The organism is Flavobacterium sp. KMS, assembly GCF_000813005.1.
In the GTDB taxonomy this organism is placed as follows: Bacteria; Bacteroidota; Bacteroidia; order Flavobacteriales; family Flavobacteriaceae; genus Flavobacterium.
The window spans coordinates 92,464-110,426 of record NZ_JSYP01000008.1; the positions used below are offsets into that span (position 1 = coordinate 92,464).

Sequence of the window (17,963 nt, forward strand, 5' to 3'; positions counted from 1 at the left end):
GTCTAGATCCTATATTTTATTTATTAAAAATAGTTTTAATTAAATCGGTATTCATCTTATAAATCCTTTCAATTAAAAAGAAGTAAAATTAGAGAAATTGCCCCTTACTACAACTGACATTTGTCATATCAAGGACAATATTGTCCACTATTAATTTTATCCGTAATTACAGACCAATTAAGGAACGACAGTTAATTCACTATCAGCTATTACCCCTAAAACCATCGTCTTTTCTTAAAATAAATGATCAATGCAATCACTAATAAAAACATTCCAATCATAACAGAATAATATCCGTATTGATATTTAAGTTCTGGTATATTTTCGAAGTTCATCCCATATACTCCAACTATAAAAGTAAGCGGAATAAATATTGCCGAAATTATGGTCAATGTCTTCATAATTTCATTCATTTTATGGCTTTGTGCCGAAAAATAAAAATTAGAAGCGCTTTCTAATGAACTCATATCCGACTCTATTTGCTCTAAAAGTTCTAAGCTTTTTTGATGCAATCGAGAAAAGAAACTAAAGTTTACTTTTTCGATTCCATTAAATGTATCATCATCTTTTATACTTTTTATATCATATAATGAATCTCGGAGTGGTATAATAGAACGTTTTAAGAAGTTGAAATTATCGCGGTGCTTTTCTATCTTTTCAAGAATAATAGGATTAGTATCTCCTTTGGTAATATTAATCAACTCTTCTACTTTATTTTCTTCGTCTTCGAGCGTGATATAAAAATTCTCCATCACCGCATCTAACAATAAATAAAGCAAATAATCTACTTTTTTGGTTCGAACGATTCCTGCGTGTTGCCTAATACGTTCGCGTATGTGTGTAAAGAAATCACTTCGTTTTTCCTGAAAAGAGATTAAAACCCCATCCTTGATAATAAAACTAATTTGCTCTACACTAATATTATCTGAATCTTCAGAAGGCAAAAGTGATTTTATATTAAAAAAGAGAATTTCTTGTTGTTCTTGTAACTTAGTCCTTTTAGTAGTATTAAGTATATCCGCAAGCATGAATCCATCTACACCAAAATATTCTCCAATAGTTTTAATAAGTTCTATATTATTTAAACCATGAATGTTTAGCCAATTATTTTTAGTATAATCAATACACGTATTTAAGGCTAATATATTGAAATTCTCATATTCGGTGATTTCTAAATCATCGTAAACAAAAAGTTGCATTTCCGACTGAGTGTCTTTATGCCGACCTGTATATTCTAAAGAATAGGGTTGTAGTTTTCGGCCTTTTTTGTATTTTATTTTTCTCATTCAATATAATGATTTATATAGTAATATTACAAAAAAGTTTTTTAAAACATGGCTACATTACCAATTTTGGCATTACTAAAGTAAAATTCTAATTTATTTAAGAATTGAATAAAGTAGGTTATTACTTTACTTTCATTTCCATAATAAAGTCTTCCATTAAATACCCGTGATCTAGCTCAATATCAGCTTCGGCTACAATTTCGAATCCCATTTTTTTATAAAAAGAAGCTGCTTTATTAAATCTATTTACATTCAGAGTAACGATATCTGCTTCTTTTTCTTTGGCTGCAGCCACGACAACATCAATTAATATTTTCCCCATACCTTTTCCTTGTGCTTCTGGAAGCAAATACAGTTTATTTAAGCGTGTAGCATTCTTGTCTTGGTAATTATGTTGATATCCTGCATAACCAAGACAAAAATCATCCTCGTAAGCCATAGTAAAAATATGTCCGTTACGAATGCTTTCTTCTAAAAGAGCTGGCTCATAAAATTTGTCCAGCATATAATCAAGTTGTTCTTGAGGTAGGATTTCGCCATAAGTATTAGGCCAAGTTTTAAATGCAATTTCTCTTATTGTAGGTACATCGGTTGCTGATGCTATTTTAAGTGTAATCATTTTTTTAGACTTCTTAGATTGTTAGACTGACTTAGATTGTTAGACTGACTTAGATTATTAGACTGACTTAGATTGTTAGACTTCTTAGATTGTTAGACTTCTTAGATTGTTAGACTTCTTAGATTTTTAGACTATATGGATAATTGGAATGTCCTTCGACTCCGCTCAGGATGACACTAAACTCTGTTACTGAAACTGAGCGCCGCCACTGAACACTGAGGCTGAATACTGCCACTGAACACTAATCTTACCCGTGAATCGTCTCTCCTTTTCCGTAATTGGTAATTATTGATTCTTCGTAAGCAAGCCACTCTCTCCAACGTTTCTCTACATCAATCCCAACTCCGTATTTTCTGGCATAAGTAATAAAAGTGGTATAATGCCCTGCTTCACTTTCCATCAAATCTCTATAAAAAATAGATAATTCTTCGTCATTGATATTTTCCGAAAGCACTTTAAAACGTTCGCAACTTCTTGCCTCAATCATTGCTGAGAATAATAATCTTTCTACCAAGCTAGAAACACGACTTCCGTCACCGCTTTTCTTCATATATAAATACAATTCATTTACATAATCGTCTTTGCGCTCACGACCAAGTTTTAATCCTCTTTTGATGATGATATTATGTACTTGCTCAAAATGGTCAATTTCTTCTTTGGCTAGAGCCAATAAATCCTTAACTAAATCTTGATGTTCTGAGTTATTCGTAATTATCGTGATAGCGTTTGTTGCAGCTTTTTGTTCGCACCAAGCATGATCCGTTAATATCTCTTCAATATTTTTCTCTACTATATTTACCCATCTTGGGTCAGTTGGCAACTGTAATCTTAATACACCCATTTTTCTTTTTGTTTAATGTTTAAAAAAGTATTTAAAGTTAGGGCTGGAAGTAAAAAAGTTTAAAGTTTAAAACTTTTGTGATAGCTTTCGATATCAACAAAACCTTAAACTTTAAACCTTAATCTTTTTAAATAAAATATTCTTAATAAACGAAGATTGCTCTTTCGCTCATCATTTCATTTACTTCGTTAGCAACCTCTTCGATAACTTCTTCACTTGTGTGATTTGTTAATACTCTATCGATTAATGCAACGATAGTTTCCATGTCGTCTTCAACAAGACCACGAGTTGTGATTGCTGCTGTTCCTACACGAATTCCTGAAGTTACAAATGGTGATTTATCATCAAATGGAACCATATTTTTATTTACAGTAATTTCAGCTTTTACCAATGCATTTTCAGCTTCTTTACCTGAAATCCCTTTATTTCTAAGGTCAATTAACATCATGTGATTGTCAGTTCCTCCAGAAATAATATCGTATCCTCTTTTTACGAACGCTTCTGCCATAGCATTTGCATTCTTTTTTAATTGCATTGCATAAGTAAAGAACTCATCTTGTAATGCTTCTCCAAAAGCAACCGCTTTTGCAGCAATAATATGCATTAAAGGACCTCCTTGATTACCAGGGAATACAGCTAAGTCTAATAATGCAGACATCATTCTGATTTCTCCTTTTGGATTTGTTAATCCTAGTGGGTTTTCAAAATCTTTACCCATCAAGATTAACCCTCCGCGTGGTCCACGTAATGTTTTATGTGTTGTAGTAGAAACGATATGACAATGAGGAATTGGGTCATTCATTAATCCTTTAGCGATAAGTCCTGCTGGATGTGAAATGTCAGCAAATAAGATTGCTCCTACGCTATCTGCAATTACTCTAAAACGCTCAAAATCCATATCACGAGAATAAGCCGAAGCTCCTGCGATGATTAATTTTGGTTGCTCTTTAGTAGCAATTTCTTGAATTTTATCATAATCTAAACGTCCTGTCTCTTTATCTACACCATAAAAAACCGGAGTATATAAACGTCCCGAAAAGTTTACTGGAGACCCGTGAGTTAAGTGACCCCCGTGAGATAAATCAAATCCTAAAATTTTATCTCCTGGCTTTAAACATGCATGATAAACAGCAGTATTTGCTTGTGATCCTGAATGTGGTTGTACGTTTGCGTAAGTAGCTCCAAATAACTCTTTAGCTCTATCGATAGCAATTTGCTCAATAACGTCAACTACTTCACAACCTCCGTAGTATCTTTTGCCTGGATAACCTTCTGCATATTTATTTGTTAAAACAGAACCAGCTGCTTCCATTACCTCATCACTTACAAAATTTTCTGAAGCGATTAGTTCTAATCCGTGAATTTGTCTCTCTTGTTCTTCAAGAATAAGATCAAAAATTTGTTCGTCGCGTTGCATTTTTTAGTTTTTCGTTAATTTGATGCAAAAATACAAAAAAACGTTTGTCAAACTGTTAGATTATGATATATTTGACATAGAATTTTTCAACAAATAATTAACATGCACATGCCGATAACTGCCAACGATACTAAACGAAAATCATGGTTAGATGTACCAGAGAATAGTGACTTTCCTATTCAAAACATTCCCTTCGGTGTTTTTCTTACCAAAGAAAATATAGTAACGGTTGGAACAAGAATTGGCGACTACGCCATAGATTTAGGTGCTTTGCAACAATTAAGCTATTTCTCAGGAATTGATTTAACTGATGATATGTTTATGCAAGACACTCTAAATGATTTCATTTCTGATGGAAAAAAAACTTGGAGATTGGTTAGAAACCGTATTGCCGATATATTTGACATCAACAATCCACAATTAAGAGATTCTACAAAAGATAGAGATATAGTCATTTTTAAAATTGATGATGTCGAAATGCAATTACCTGTTTTAATTGGTGATTATACCGATTTTTACTCAAGCAGAGAGCATGCTACCAATGTAGGTAAATTGTTCCGTGATCCGGAAAATGCTTTGTTTCCAAACTGGTTACACATTCCTGTAGGATACCACGGAAGAAGTTCTACCATTATTCCTTCTGGAATTCCTGTACACAGACCAATGGGACAAACGCTTCCTAATGGAGAGAACTCTCCTGTTTTTGGTCCATCAAGATCTATTGATTTTGAACTAGAAACAGCATTTATTACAACTGATGCTAACATAATGGGAGAACCTATTCCTGCTTATGAAGCTGAAGAATATATTTTCGGAATGGTTTTATTGAATGACTGGAGTGCACGCGATATCCAAAAATGGGAGTATGTGCCTCTAGGACCTTTCTTGGCTAAGAACTTTGCTTCTTCTATTTCTCCTTGGATTGTTACCATGGATGCTTTAGAACCATTTAGAACCAAAGGACCTAAACAAGACCCATCTCCGCTTCCTTACTTACAAACTAAAGGAAAGAAAGCTTTTGATATCAATTTAGAAGTTTCTATTAAACCATTAGATAAAGAAGAAACTGTAGTTTCCAAATCGAATTTTAAATATATGTATTGGTCAATGAGTCAACAATTAGCACATCATACCTCTAATGGTTGTCGTGTTAATTCTGGCGACATGATGGGTTCTGGAACAATATCCGGACCTACTCCAGACAGTTGTGGATCTATGCTGGAACTAACTTGGGGAGGAAAAAATCCTTTAAAGTTAAATGATGGTAGCGAACGTAAATTTATCGAAGATAACGATACTGTAATTATGAGAGGATATTGCGAGAGCAATGAAGTTCGTATTGGTTTTGGAGAAGTTTCAAGCCAATTACTTGCTCCTTTCGTGAGACAATGAAGAGATCTTGATTCAGAATAATAAAAAAGAGGCGATTTTAAATTTAAAATCGCCTCTTTTTAGTTTTACTCTATTTTATAATTTTACTGGAATTTCAAACTCAAATGTCTTAAATTCATTATTACTTCTATAAGAAACAAATATCTTTAATTTTCCGTTTTCTAAATCTTCTTTTTTGGGCGACATTTCTACCAGTAATTCATTTTCATCATTTCCTTTTAGAATCCGAATTGTCTTCCCTGAAAGATTTACATTTTTTGGATTAATATTTTCAAACTTAAATTTAGTTTTCGTTAAAACATTCGATTCTAAATATTTATTTCCAGTCGAAATTCCAAAAATTACTTTTTCATTGCCACTAACAAATTCAAAATTTTCATTTGTTAAGTTATTCTTTTTTGAGACACAGCTTACTAAAACCAAAAACACAATTAAAACTGAAAACATTTTAAATTTCATTCCTTTCATCTTTCTGTAACTTAACCTTTTACATTCTCAAACTTCATATTAACTCATCAAAACCAATTATACAGGTATTTGCTGGCTCAAACAATGTAATGTTCCGAATCCCCAAATAAAATCAACACAACTAATTCCGATTACTTCTCTATCAGGAAAACATTCCGAAAGAATATTTAGTGCTATGCGATCATTACTATCATTAAAAGTAGGAACCAAAACACAATTATTCAGAATTAAGAAATTAGCATAACTTGCTGGCAATCTTAAATCTTCAAAGTCTATTCGCTTAGGCATTGGCAAAGCAACAATTATTGGAGATTTTCCGTTCTCTAGCTTTGCATTTTGCAACCTTTTTAAGTTATCCTGCAAAGGTTCGTAGTTTGCATCATTTTTATCTGTTTCTACAATCGTAACAATTGTATCTTCGTTTACAAAACGACACAAATCATCAATATGTCCATGTGTATCATCCCCTTCTATTCCATCTCCTAACCAAATAACATTGGTTATTCCAAGATATTCTTTAAAAACAGCTTCGTAATCTTCTTTTGTAAAATTTGGGTTTCGAACTTGGATACTTGGGTGCATCAAACATTCTTCTGATGTTAATAAGGTACCTCTTCCGTTACTATCAATCGCACCACCTTCTACAATAACTGGTTTCCCTTTATACATTACTTGTGTAAGCGGAATATCTAAAACATCAGCAACTTTAGCTGGAACAAATTTATCTAATTGATAATTTTTATATTTAGCCCAACCATTAAAATTAAAGTTTAATGCTTCTCTTTTATCTCCATTTTTAACCACAATTGGTCCAGAATCACGCATCCAACTTCTGTTAGTCTTATGAACAATATAAGTAACATTGTTTAAATCTACACGTGCTCTTTCGAGCATATCATTCACTTTAGCTTTTAAAACTTCATCGGCAACTACCAAGAAAACTGTTTCATAAGTAGCTACTTTTTTTATAAACTCTACAAAAGCCCATTGAACTGCCTCGTATTTCCCTGGCCAATCTTTACCATTATGAGGAAAACACAATACAATACCTTGTTGTTTTTCCCATTCAGCAGGAAATCTTCTATTATTCGTTGTCATAAAAAGGTTCTAAATTAAAAAAAGCAAAGATAATCATTCGTAACTTTTATCATTGTCCAATATTCATTTTTTCCTCTCCTTATAATATATATATTCTCTAAAATAATTAAAAATACAATACTAATAAAGCAATCTTACTCTAGCCAAAGCCCTAAAACATGGGAATTATATAATACCAATAGAACACTCTTTTAAAATCATTACTCTAATTTTATGTTGAGTTTAAAAAATAGAGCTCACAAAAATCAAATTAAACAAATGATATCATGAAAAAGAAATTAGCTTCCGTATCGCTTTTATTACTATCCGTGGCAGCAGGTGCCCAAAACATGGCAACAACTTCTGCCCAACCTTCAGTTGAAAAAAATCCGTATAATAAATGGTCTATCGAATTAAATGGTGGTATAAACAAACCAACCAGAACAATGACCGAAGGGTATTCGACTGCTACACTTAGCCCATTTCATGCAGATTTAGGGGTAAGATACATGTTTAATCCAAAGTTTGGTTTGAAATTCGATTTTGGATATGATCAGTTTAAAGAACGTGATGATACTCCCGACTTTGAAGGCAGACAATTAAGAACAAGTTTGCAAGGGGTTATTAACCTTGGTAGAGCTTTAAACTTTGAAACCTGGACTAATACTTTTGGTCTGTTAGCTCATGGTGGATTTGGAGTTTCTCAATTAAGTTCTGACACAGGTTTTGATGGAAAAGATTACACAGGTCACGGAATTCTTGGTCTTACTGGACAAGTTAGACTTAGTAATAGAATTGCTTTAACTGGAGATCTTACCGGAATCGTTAATGGAAGACAAAATTACAATTTCGACGGGATGGGCCCAACAACAAGTGGTAGCTTTGACGGCGTATTATTAAATGCTTCTGTAGGTCTAACCTTCTACTTAGGTAAAAACGAAAAACATGCCGATTGGTATTCTGAAGACAACGACAAGTATAACAAATTAGAAGAAAGAGTTGGTCTTATCGAAACAGGTCTTATCGATAGCGATAAAGATGGTGTAGCCGATTTATATGACTTAGAACCAAATTCTATTGCCGGAGTTGCCGTAAATACCAAAGGACAATCTATTGACAACAATCAAAATGGTGTTCCAGATGAATTAGAAAGTTACTTAGATAAAACCTACGGGCAAAAAAATACTACCGCTACAAACAATACTGTTGAGGAGTTAATTAACGGAGGATATGTAAACGTTTATTTTGACTTTAACTCATCAAAACCAACAAATGCGTCTTTATCTGGTGTTGACTTTTTAGTTAAATACTTAAAAAACAATCCATCAAAAAGTGCAGATATCGTAGGTTATGCTGACGAAATTGGAAGCTCTAGCTATAACACTGAGCTATCTAGAAAAAGAGCTGAAGCTGTGAAAAAAGTAGCTTTAAATGCTGGAATCGATGGATCTAGATTAAATGTTATTGCTAACGGTGAAGATACTTCTGTGAATAAAAATTCTAAAGAAGCTCGTCAAATCGTAAGAAGAGTTACTTTCCAGGTAAAATAAATTTAATTTTACTTTTACAAACAAAAAAAGGACAAAATGTAAATTTTGTCCTTTTTGCTTTTATATAAATCAACTCAATTAGTCGATTGCTCTTTTAGTAATATCTCCAAAAGCATCAATTCTTCTGTCTCTGAAAAACGGCCAGTTCTGACGTACGTTTTCTTGTAAATCTAAATCAACTTCAGCAATAAGAATTTCTTCTTTATCATGTGAGGCTTGCGCTAAAATTTCACCTTGTGGACCTGCAATGAATGAAGCTCCCCAAAACTGAATTCCGTCTGTACCATCTATATATTGCTCTAAACCAATTCTATTAGCAGCAGCAACAAATACACCATTTGCAACAGCATGTCCTTTCATCACGTTCATCCAAGCTCCATATTGGTTTTCACCATATTGCTCTTTCTCTTTTGGATGCCATCCAATTGCTGTTGGATAAAATAATACTTCAGCACCTTTTAAAGCTGTAATACGAGCAGCTTCCGGATACCATTGATCCCAACAAATTAATGTTCCTATTTTTCCTTTTTTTGTTTCAATAGCTTGAAAACCTAAATCCCCAGGTGTAAAATAGAATTTTTCGTAAAAATGTGGATCATCTGGAATATGCATTTTACGGTATAATCCAGCTTCAGATCCGTCTGTATCGATAATATAAGCACTGTTGTGGTATATTCCTGCCATTCTTTTTTCGAAGAAAGGAACAATTATAACTACACCTAATTCTTTGGCTAAAGCACTAAATGCAATAAATGAAGTACTATATAATGGTTCTGCTAAAGCAAAATTATCAACATCTTCACTTTGGCAAAAATAATGACTGCTATATAATTCTGGCAATAATATAACTTCGGCACCTTTATTTGCAGCGTCTTTTACCCAACTGATACACTTTTTCAAGTTGTTTTCGGCAACATCATTAAGGTTCAATTGAATAACAGCAATTTTATATTTCTTATTCGGCATGACTTAAAATTTTTAGACTGCAAAAATAGTAATTTTTAGAGGAATGACAAAGCATGTTTAATTTACTTGGCTTCATAAAAAAAGAGCTAATTAAGCTCTTTTTTATAATTATTGTATAGAATTCCGTTTTGTTGAAAATATTCTAATAATAAAAACAACTTCATTTTCTTCTAAATATAAGATTTTATAATCTCTAATAATAATTCTTCGATATTCAGGTTCAACCTCATCCTTTTGGAACTGCTCAACAAAATGAATATTTTTTGTACTATTTAAAATATCATTTTTTACATTATCTGCCCCTTGCACTGATTTCTCTTTGTAATAAGCGTAAATTCCTTTTAATTGATTTTTGGCTGTATTAGTCCAAACTACTTTTTTTATTGTACTCATCTACCAATTCTCAGATTCTTTTTCTAAATCCTCTTGTGAAATCACATTCCCATTCTTAATATCTAATTCTGCTTTTGCTAATTCTACTTTATAAGCAGCCCTAGTAATTGGATTCCCATCAACTGAAAAAGCTACAATTTCTTCTTCCTGATAACTTTCAATAACTGCTTTAACAACTTTTAGAAGACGTTCATCTGCAGTATTTATATATTCTAAAATACTATCTCTTAACTCTAAAGCTCCCATAACTATATTCTTTTTAATCATCCAAAGGTAATAATTTTGAGCCTCATTTTTTTATTATGCTAATTATAAAATTATTATAAACTAAATCTAATTCTCACTTCCTAAAAACTAAATCTCATAAAAACAGAAAACCGTTTTATAAATATTTCTTTTCAATGGTTTTTGATAAAAGAAATAAAAATAAAACGGTTTTTAAATTAGCTATATAAAACATTACGCTTTTAACAGCTATTTACTTTTATTGAATAAACTATTCAATAACAACTTTCTGTATCACGAATTCTGTCTCTGATTTTTTGAATTTTATTTCAAAAGTTCCAGCAGTAGCCGATTTAAATTTATAGATCGTTTTTTTAGGATCCGGAACTTGTGTAGTACAAACTCCTGTTGGATATTTAACCTCAACTTGTAATCCTTTGTCTTTACCAATTGTTACATCAGAAATTTTACTGAATTCTCCACAAGTATTATCTACTATATAAGTTACATCATAACTAAGTTCCTCATTTAATTTTCCAGTTGTAGGACCTTTTACTTCTGTTGCCAAAGCACCTTTTATTACAAACTCAGGAGTTGGTGGTTTTTCTTCCTCTTTATCATCATCATTGCTGCATGCAATAAATGCTGTTGACAAGAATAATACGACTAAAACTGTTTTTAATTTAAAATTTTTCATATAAATAATTATTGTTGTTAATTATAACATAGATGCAAATAGATTACTATGGTTGCTTCATAAAAATGTTAAAAAAACCAAACAAAACAACAAATGCTTAAAAATCAACAAATTAATAATTTTAAAATTTTCATTTTTGGCATAAAAAAACACCAGCCGTTAGACTGATGTTCCTTAATAATTGCTTTTTTATTTATTCTGCTACTTCTTTTTTAGGAAGTATTTTTTTGATTAGGGTTACAATCGCTAAAACCACAAAACCAATTACAAGTCCAATAGTAAACTCTTTTACGATAGAAGGTAATTGTGGAACTAAATGATGGAAAAAATCAATATTATGTACAAATATACCTCCTGCTACCAGGATTAAAGCGATTGTGCCAATTACTGATAAACTCTGAATCACTTTTGGAAGTGCTTGCACTAAAAAATTCCCTATGGTTTTTGATATACTACGTTCTTTTTTAGTAAGCTGAATAAGTTTTAAACCTAATTCGTCCATTCTTACAATAAGCGCAACAATGCCATACACTCCAATTGTTGCTACTACTGCAATTATCGAAACAACCATAATTTGCGTTAGAATAGGTTTTTCTATTACAGTTCCTAATGCTATAATTACTATCTCGACAGATAATATAAAATCGGTTACTATTGCTGATTTTATTTTTTCTTTTTCGGCAGCTAAAATTTCTTCTTCTGAAAAAGTTTGTGCTGTAACCTCTATTTTTGCGTGTTTATGCGGAAAGAAAAATTCAAATATTTTTTCGGCTCCTTCATAAGCTAAAAAAGCCCCACCAAGTACCAAGATTACAATAATTGCTACTGGAAAAAAGGCACTTAATAAAAATGCTATTGGCAAAATGATAAGTTTATTAATAAACGAACCTTTACCAATCGCCCATAATACAGGTAATTCTCTTGAAGAAACAAATCCTGAAGCTTTTTCGGCATTAACCGCCAAATCATCTCCTAATATACCTGCTGTTTTTTTTACTGCAACTTTACTCATTACCGCAACATCATCCATAATTGCTGCAATATCATCTAATAGAACGAAAAAACCTGATGCCATATCTTTGTTTTAAAAATTGCGCTAATCTCTTTGTGTAGGGCACAAAAAAATAATTGACGCATTTTGTTATTTTGTGCGAATCTAATACTTTTTGTTTAAATCTCTTTCTTCTGATTTAATCAAATATTTTCAATCTGACTTTCTTTAACTACATTGTCCTAACAGCAACCAGATGATTACAAAAACGAAAATAGTACCAAAACATCCGCTACCTAGCTTTTTGGCTCCATAACCTGCTATTAACCCTCTAAATATGTTGTTCATAATATTTATTTTTAAGTTTTTATATCGTGTTAATTCTAGTTTAACTCTGCTTACGTAAAGGTGAGAACTTAATTAGATTTTTTTTTATAATAATTTAAAAAAAAGTTTCATGATTTACTGATTTTTAGTTTTTACAAAAAAAAGCACCAGTCTTTCGACTGGTGCTTTCAAACTACTAAAAATTAAACATTAATTAGCCAATTCTGGCGTTTGGTTTCTAAAAACCAATTTACCATCAAAAGCATCTAATAAAATAATACTATCGGTTGTAATCTTTCCTGCCAAAATTTCTTTTGACAATTGATTTAAAACATCTCTTTGTATAACACGTTTTACTGGTCTTGCACCAAATTGCGGATCAAATCCTTTATCTGATAAATAAGCAACTGCTTCTGGAGTTGCATCCATTGTAATTCCTTGCAAAGCCAACATTTTTGTAACACTTTTTAATTGTAAACCAACAATTTGTTTAATATTGTCCACTGTTAAAGGTGGGAACAATACAATCTCATCAATACGGTTTATAAATTCCGGACGTACTGTTTGTTTTAATAAAGCAAGCACTTCGACTTTTGCAGCCTCTGTAGCAGCTTCGATTCCACCTTTTAGGTTTTCAAATTTTTCTTGTATAATCTGGCTTCCCATATTCGAAGTCATGATGATAATCGTATTTTTAAAATCAGCCAAACGTCCTTTATTATCAGTCAATCGTCCTTCATCTAATACTTGTAATAAAATATTAAATGTATCTGGGTGCGCTTTCTCAATCTCATCTAACAAAATTACTGAATACGGTTTTCTACGTACAGCTTCAGTTAATTGTCCTCCTTCATCATATCCTACGTATCCTGGAGGTGCACCTACTAATCTACTCACACTATGACGTTCTTGATATTCACTCATATCAATTCTGGTCATGGCATTTTCATCATCAAAAAGATACTCTGCCAAAGCTTTTGCAAGCTCTGTTTTACCAACTCCTGTAGTTCCTAAGAACAGGAATGTACCCACAGGTTTTTTCATGTCTTGTAAACCAGCTCTGCTTCGTCTTACAGCATCACTTACTGCTTCGATTGCTTCTTCCTGACCAACTACACGTCTGTGTAACTCATCTTCCAGATGCAATAGTTTTTCTCTTTCTGTTTGAAGCATTTTCATTACTGGAATACCAGTCCATTTTGCCACAACTTCGGCAATATCCTCTCTGGTAACTTCTTCTTTTATCAAAGAATTTCCAGATTGGTATTCATGCATTTGTTTCAATAAAACATCCAGTCTTTCTTGAGCTTCCTTAATTTTACCATAACGAATCTCGGCTACTTTTCCGTAATCACCATCACGTTCTGCACGATCTGCTTCATGTTTAAAGTTTTCAAGCTCTAATTTTACAGCCTGAATACCATCTACTACATCTTTTTCAGATTTCCATTTAGCGTAGATTTCATTACGTTCTTCTTTCAGGTTCGCCAATTCCATTCGTAAAGCTTTAAGCTTGCTTTCTTCTTTCTCCCGTTTTATAGCCTCAATCTCAATTTCTAACTGCATTATTTTTCTATCCAAAACATCTAATTCCTCAGGTTTTGAATTGATTTCCATACGCAATTTAGACGCAGCTTCGTCCATTAAGTCAATCGCTTTATCTGGTAGGAAACGATTGGTAATATAACGTTGAGAAAGCTCTACAGCAGCAATAATTGCTTCGTCTTTTATCTGAACTTTATGATGTGTTTCATACTTTTCTTTGATTCCACGTAAAATTGAAATCGCACTTTCTGTATCTGGCTCTTCAATAATAATTTTTTGGAAACGACGCTCAAGCGCTTTATCTTTTTCAAAATATTTTTGGTATTCATCCAAAGTTGTTGCACCAATCGCTCTTAATTCTCCACGAGCCAATGCTGGTTTTAGGATATTAGCCGCATCCATTGCGCCTTCTCCTCCACCTGCTCCTACAAGTGTATGAATCTCATCTATAAACAAGACGATATCACCTTCGGCTGCAGTAACTTCTTTTACTACCGATTTTAATCGCTCTTCGAATTCACCTTTATATTTTGCCCCAGCAATTAATGCTCCCATATCTAGCGAAAACACAATTTTATCCTTTAAGTTTTCTGGCACGTCACCATTAACGATTCTTCGTGCTAAACCTTCGGCAATTGCAGTTTTACCAACTCCAGGCTCACCAATTAACATTGGGTTATTTTTAGTTCGACGTGTTAAAATTTGTAATACACGTCTAATTTCTTCATCTCGTCCGATAACAGGATCTAATTTTCCTGTACGTGCTAATTCATTTAAGTTTTTAGCATATTTGTTCAAAGAATTATATGTTTCTTCGGCAGATGCTGAAGTTACACGTTCTCCTTTACGTAATTCTTCAATAGCAGCTTTTAAGCCTTTACCTGTTACTCCTTGATCTTTTAAGATTTGAGCAACTTTACTTTTTGAATCAAAAATTGCAAGCATTAAATGTTCGATTGAAACATATTCATCGTTCATTTTTTGTGCAATAATTTCCGCTTCGTTCAATGCTTTATTCGCATCTCTGGAAAGCATTACATCTCCTCCCGAAACTTTTGGGAAGCTTTGTATGGTGCTATCTAGAATTTGAAGAAATAAAGGCACATTTACATTGAGTTTTTTCAAAATAAATGGCGCCACATTTTCATCAACTTCAAAAATAGCCTTGAAGATATGTTCATTCTCTATTTGCTGTTGACCATTTTTTTGGGCCAATTGCTGAGAGAGCTGAATTGCTTCTTGCGATTTGATTGTAAATTTATTTATGTTCATCTTTATTTGATTTATGATTTATGATTCTATTTTAATAAGTAACTTTGTTTATTATTTCTCAAATTATATTCCACAACAATAAAACAGACAAAATGACGCTTAAAATTTGATTTTTATCATTTTTAAACGACAAAAAGTCATAAATAACGACAAAATATGAGTTTTTTATCATCACTATTCGGAGATTCTGATCAAAATAAATCATCAGAAACCAAAATAAATTGGATTCCCTTAACAAGTTTGGAGCAATTAGACGAAATCGAAACGGCATCTAAAGATAAGCAAATTCTTATATTCAAACATAGTACAAGATGTAGTATTAGCCGAATGGCACTAAAACAATTTGAAAAAGAGTTCGATTTAGACAATAAAGTTAATGCTTATTTTCTTGATTTAATAGCGTATCGTGATGTTTCGAACGAAATAGCTTCTCGTTTTAACGTTGTTCACCAATCTCCTCAATTATTACTTATCAAAGACGGAAAGTCAATATATAATGCTTCTCATAGCGATATTGATGCTGAAGTATTGAAAAGTAAAGTGTAGCAAAGTGAGATGTTTTATGTAAGAAATTAGATGAAAGATGTGAGAAGAAAGATTTTTAGATGTAGAATTTAAATCAAAAAAAATCAGTACTTTATTTTTCTCAAAATCTTTCCTCTAAAATCTTCCTTCTTCACAGCATTAAAAACTCCCTCCTGAGCCTCCTCCACTAAAATCTCCTCCTCCAAACTCCATTGGAGATTCTTCTGGTTTCATTTCTGGTTTTAAATTAAAAGTAGAAGCTATAATCAACGCTTCGGCATTTAGTAATGAATTTGAGCTATCCATACGATCTGGTTTAAATGTTATTCCTTTTTCATTGTCCCTTATCTTTCTTATCACAAAATAAGTAAAGGCAAAAAGCAATAAACCTCCAAAAGTCAAGGCAACTTCTACTGGCAAAACATGATGATAGGTTCTAAAAGTAAAAATTGAAAAACAAAAGGCTAAAAAACCTATCCAAAGTAAGATTCTGTCTTTATTGCGTAATCCAAAAAACAAATAAAGAACTGGAACTATAAACGTGAAAGCCCAAAAGAATAACGAAAAAGGAACATCTGGACTTAACTCATAATACATCCCTGATAAAAAAGCCGAAAACTCTCTTACAACCATATAATTCCCTGAAAAATATAATATAATTAAACTAAAATTTTTCATCAAAAGTATGCCGTTGTAATAAAAAGGCTCTGCTAAATCCTTAAGAAGCTTTTTACTAACAAAATACATTCCGATTGCATAAATCATTAATACAAACGGTAAGAAAAGACTCCCCAGCTCGATATACTTAAAGACAAAAAATCCTAATGTTGTGGTTAGTGCTAAACAAAAAATTAATGCTGAAGATAAATGTATATAACGCAGATATAATAGTAAAGAAACTACGGTTACTGTAAGCATACAAGATAGCACATCTAGGTCTGTAACTCGAGATATACTCATTACAAAAGACATTATAACTGCTGCCGCCAAAGTTAATTGTGCTCCTAGTACAAAAGCATCATCTAAGCCATATCCATAATATTTTTGCTTTGCTAAAAATTCAGTTCCTGCAAATCCTATTATTGCATATACATAAAGTAAGACCGCTAAATAATCATCATTATAAGTAAGTCCAAAAATAGATAATAACCCACAAATAGACGAATATAAGAAAGCTCCTAACAGAAAAAATCCTATACGGATTAATATATTATCCTGACTTTTAAGAACTGGTAATTCTTTAGAAACTGTATCTAATTGTTCTTTAGTAATAAAATTACCTTTTTGTAATTTCTCGGCCTCATTGACCAAAAAAATATTCTTCAATAAATCCTTATTGTATACTATCATTTGCTTTTTGTTTATTGAAATTTTTAATTAATTTAATGAACAATATAATAGAACCTATAATATATAAAGGAGTTCCAAATATCAACAATCCATAAAATTCGTAAGCATTTATAAAGTTTAAGATTTTAAAAACTACAATATTTGTACCGATATACCCGTATAAAATTGTAAACACAAATAACGAAATTGCAGGAATTTGATAACTTACATTGTAAAAATAATAGGTAGAAGCTCCTAAAATAATTACAAAAATTAACCAATAACCATTAAATAAATTATTGATTGAAGCAATACTTATTAAATGCAAAGCATAGGTAAGGTAGATAAAATTGAAGTGTGTTTTTAAATTAATCTTTGTGCTATAAATAGTCCAAAGGATTAATAAACCTCCTAATATAATTGCCGAATAACTTAAGGTATCTGTAGTATAAAAATCATTATGTAGCAATGTTTGCGGACTTACTGACAATCCTATATAGGCAGCTAGACCTGTTACTGCAATTGTTAGGGCACTTTTGTTATCAAAATAATACGCACAAAAGAAACTTATAATAGTAGGAACTAATGTTGCTAAACCGTAGTGGGTACCGAATAGCTGATATTGAAACTGAATATAACCTACAAAAATACAACTGAGGATTGTTGCTGTAAGGACTAAATATTGTAAAACGGGGTTCTCAAAACTAGAATCTTCTTTTTGAAATCCTTTTGATTTTTTAAAGCAAAAGTAAAAACAAATTACTGTTACGATTAATAATAAAGATAAAATAGCTACATGCCCTATTGTATCGATGTTTTGATAAATTAAGATTCCGATTCCTGTTGTAAATAATAAAACCGACAGGTACAGAAATAACTTTAATTCGTTATGCAGCGAAAAAATCCCTAAACTACGATATGCTTTTACCTGTATAAATTGTTCTTCGGTAATTAAATTGTTCTCAAAAAGTTTTTGAGTTGCCTGTTCATCAAATTGTGTCATACTATTACTTTAAGATAACTATGTATCAAATATATGTATT

17 protein-coding genes are annotated in these 17,963 nt (G+C 31.9%); 3 read left to right on the forward strand and 14 right to left on the reverse strand.

The features are described from left to right. Positions 1-215: 215 nt before the first annotated feature. The 4 genes from corA to glyA all read right to left on the reverse strand — a co-directional run bounded on the left by corA (position 216) and on the right by glyA (position 4,163). Complete coding sequence (corA, locus tag OA93_RS09900) at positions 216-1,286, reverse strand: magnesium/cobalt transporter CorA (protein ID WP_039113025.1); 1,071 nt, start codon at positions 1,284-1,286, stop codon at positions 216-218. A 121-nt stretch (positions 1,287-1,407) separates the two neighbouring features. Further along, entirely contained in the window at positions 1,408-1,905 is a 498-nt protein-coding gene (locus tag OA93_RS09905; protein WP_039113026.1) for a GNAT family N-acetyltransferase, read from the reverse strand. A gap of 247 nt (positions 1,906-2,152) precedes the next feature. Next, the gene (locus tag OA93_RS09910) at positions 2,153-2,746 is read right to left on the reverse strand and encodes a tRNA-(ms[2]io[6]A)-hydroxylase (protein WP_039113027.1); all 594 of its coding nucleotides are present in this window, start codon (positions 2,744-2,746) and stop codon (positions 2,153-2,155) included. A 142-nt stretch (positions 2,747-2,888) separates the two neighbouring features. Beyond that, complete coding sequence (gene glyA / locus OA93_RS09915; protein WP_039113028.1) at positions 2,889-4,163, reverse strand: serine hydroxymethyltransferase; 1,275 nt, start codon at positions 4,161-4,163, stop codon at positions 2,889-2,891. A 108-nt stretch (positions 4,164-4,271) separates the two neighbouring features. On the opposite strand from glyA, the gene fahA reads away from it, so the two are divergent. After that, positions 4,272-5,555 carry a fumarylacetoacetase gene (gene fahA / locus OA93_RS09920; RefSeq protein ID WP_039113091.1) on the forward strand — a complete coding sequence of 428 codons (1,284 nt, stop codon included), beginning with the start codon at positions 4,272-4,274 and terminating at the stop codon, positions 5,553-5,555. A 75-nt stretch (positions 5,556-5,630) separates the two neighbouring features. On the opposite strand, the gene OA93_RS09925 is transcribed toward fahA, so the two are convergent. Together OA93_RS09925 and OA93_RS09930 are read right to left on the reverse strand one after the other, a co-directional pair. Continuing rightward, entirely contained in the window at positions 5,631-6,002 is a 372-nt protein-coding gene (locus tag OA93_RS09925; RefSeq protein WP_131474472.1) for a hypothetical protein, read from the reverse strand. A gap of 78 nt (positions 6,003-6,080) precedes the next feature. Continuing rightward, positions 6,081-7,121 carry an agmatine deiminase family protein gene (locus tag OA93_RS09930; protein ID WP_039113030.1) on the reverse strand — a complete coding sequence of 347 codons (1,041 nt, stop codon included), beginning with the start codon at positions 7,119-7,121 and terminating at the stop codon, positions 6,081-6,083. Between the two features lie 266 nt (positions 7,122-7,387). On the opposite strand from OA93_RS09930, the gene OA93_RS09935 reads away from it, so the two are divergent. Further along, entirely contained in the window at positions 7,388-8,650 is a 1,263-nt protein-coding gene (locus OA93_RS09935) for an OmpA family protein (RefSeq protein ID WP_039113031.1), read from the forward strand. Positions 8,651-8,728: 78 nt separating this feature from the next. On the opposite strand, the gene OA93_RS09940 is transcribed toward OA93_RS09935, so the two are convergent. The 6 genes from OA93_RS09940 to clpB all read right to left on the reverse strand — a co-directional run bounded on the left by OA93_RS09940 (position 8,729) and on the right by clpB (position 15,066). Continuing rightward, the gene (locus OA93_RS09940; RefSeq protein ID WP_035620980.1) at positions 8,729-9,616 is read right to left on the reverse strand and encodes a carbon-nitrogen hydrolase; all 888 of its coding nucleotides are present in this window, start codon (positions 9,614-9,616) and stop codon (positions 8,729-8,731) included. Between the two features lie 108 nt (positions 9,617-9,724). Further along, positions 9,725-10,009, reverse strand: coding sequence for a type II toxin-antitoxin system RelE/ParE family toxin (locus OA93_RS09945; protein WP_039113032.1), 285 nt, complete (start codon positions 10,007-10,009; stop codon positions 9,725-9,727). After that, entirely contained in the window at positions 10,010-10,255 is a 246-nt protein-coding gene (locus tag OA93_RS09950; protein ID WP_052250026.1) for a hypothetical protein, read from the reverse strand. 250 nt (positions 10,256-10,505) lie between these two features. Continuing rightward, positions 10,506-10,931 (reverse strand): hypothetical protein, encoded by a 426-nt coding sequence (locus OA93_RS09955; RefSeq protein WP_039113034.1) that lies wholly within the window; start codon positions 10,929-10,931, stop codon positions 10,506-10,508. 193 nt (positions 10,932-11,124) lie between these two features. Then, the gene (locus OA93_RS09960) at positions 11,125-12,006 is read right to left on the reverse strand and encodes a DUF808 domain-containing protein (RefSeq protein ID WP_039113035.1); all 882 of its coding nucleotides are present in this window, start codon (positions 12,004-12,006) and stop codon (positions 11,125-11,127) included. Between the two features lie 453 nt (positions 12,007-12,459). Then, on the reverse strand, positions 12,460-15,066 hold the full coding sequence (gene clpB, locus OA93_RS09965; RefSeq protein ID WP_039113036.1) for an ATP-dependent chaperone ClpB: 2,607 nt from the start codon (positions 15,064-15,066) through the stop codon (positions 12,460-12,462). Between the two features lie 156 nt (positions 15,067-15,222). On the opposite strand from clpB, the gene ytxJ reads away from it, so the two are divergent. Continuing rightward, the gene (gene ytxJ, locus OA93_RS09970) at positions 15,223-15,612 is read left to right on the forward strand and encodes a bacillithiol system redox-active protein YtxJ (protein WP_039113037.1); all 390 of its coding nucleotides are present in this window, start codon (positions 15,223-15,225) and stop codon (positions 15,610-15,612) included. Between the two features lie 138 nt (positions 15,613-15,750). Here the strand turns inward: ytxJ and OA93_RS09975 are convergent, their stop codons facing one another. Together OA93_RS09975 and OA93_RS09980 are read right to left on the reverse strand one after the other, a co-directional pair. Further along, the gene (locus OA93_RS09975) at positions 15,751-16,941 is read right to left on the reverse strand and encodes a hypothetical protein (protein WP_039113038.1); all 1,191 of its coding nucleotides are present in this window, start codon (positions 16,939-16,941) and stop codon (positions 15,751-15,753) included. After that, complete coding sequence (locus OA93_RS09980; RefSeq protein ID WP_039113039.1) at positions 16,925-17,923, reverse strand: DUF2157 domain-containing protein; 999 nt, start codon at positions 17,921-17,923, stop codon at positions 16,925-16,927. The genes OA93_RS09975 and OA93_RS09980 overlap by 17 nt, the downstream gene beginning before the upstream one ends. Positions 17,924-17,963 lie beyond the last annotated feature (40 nt).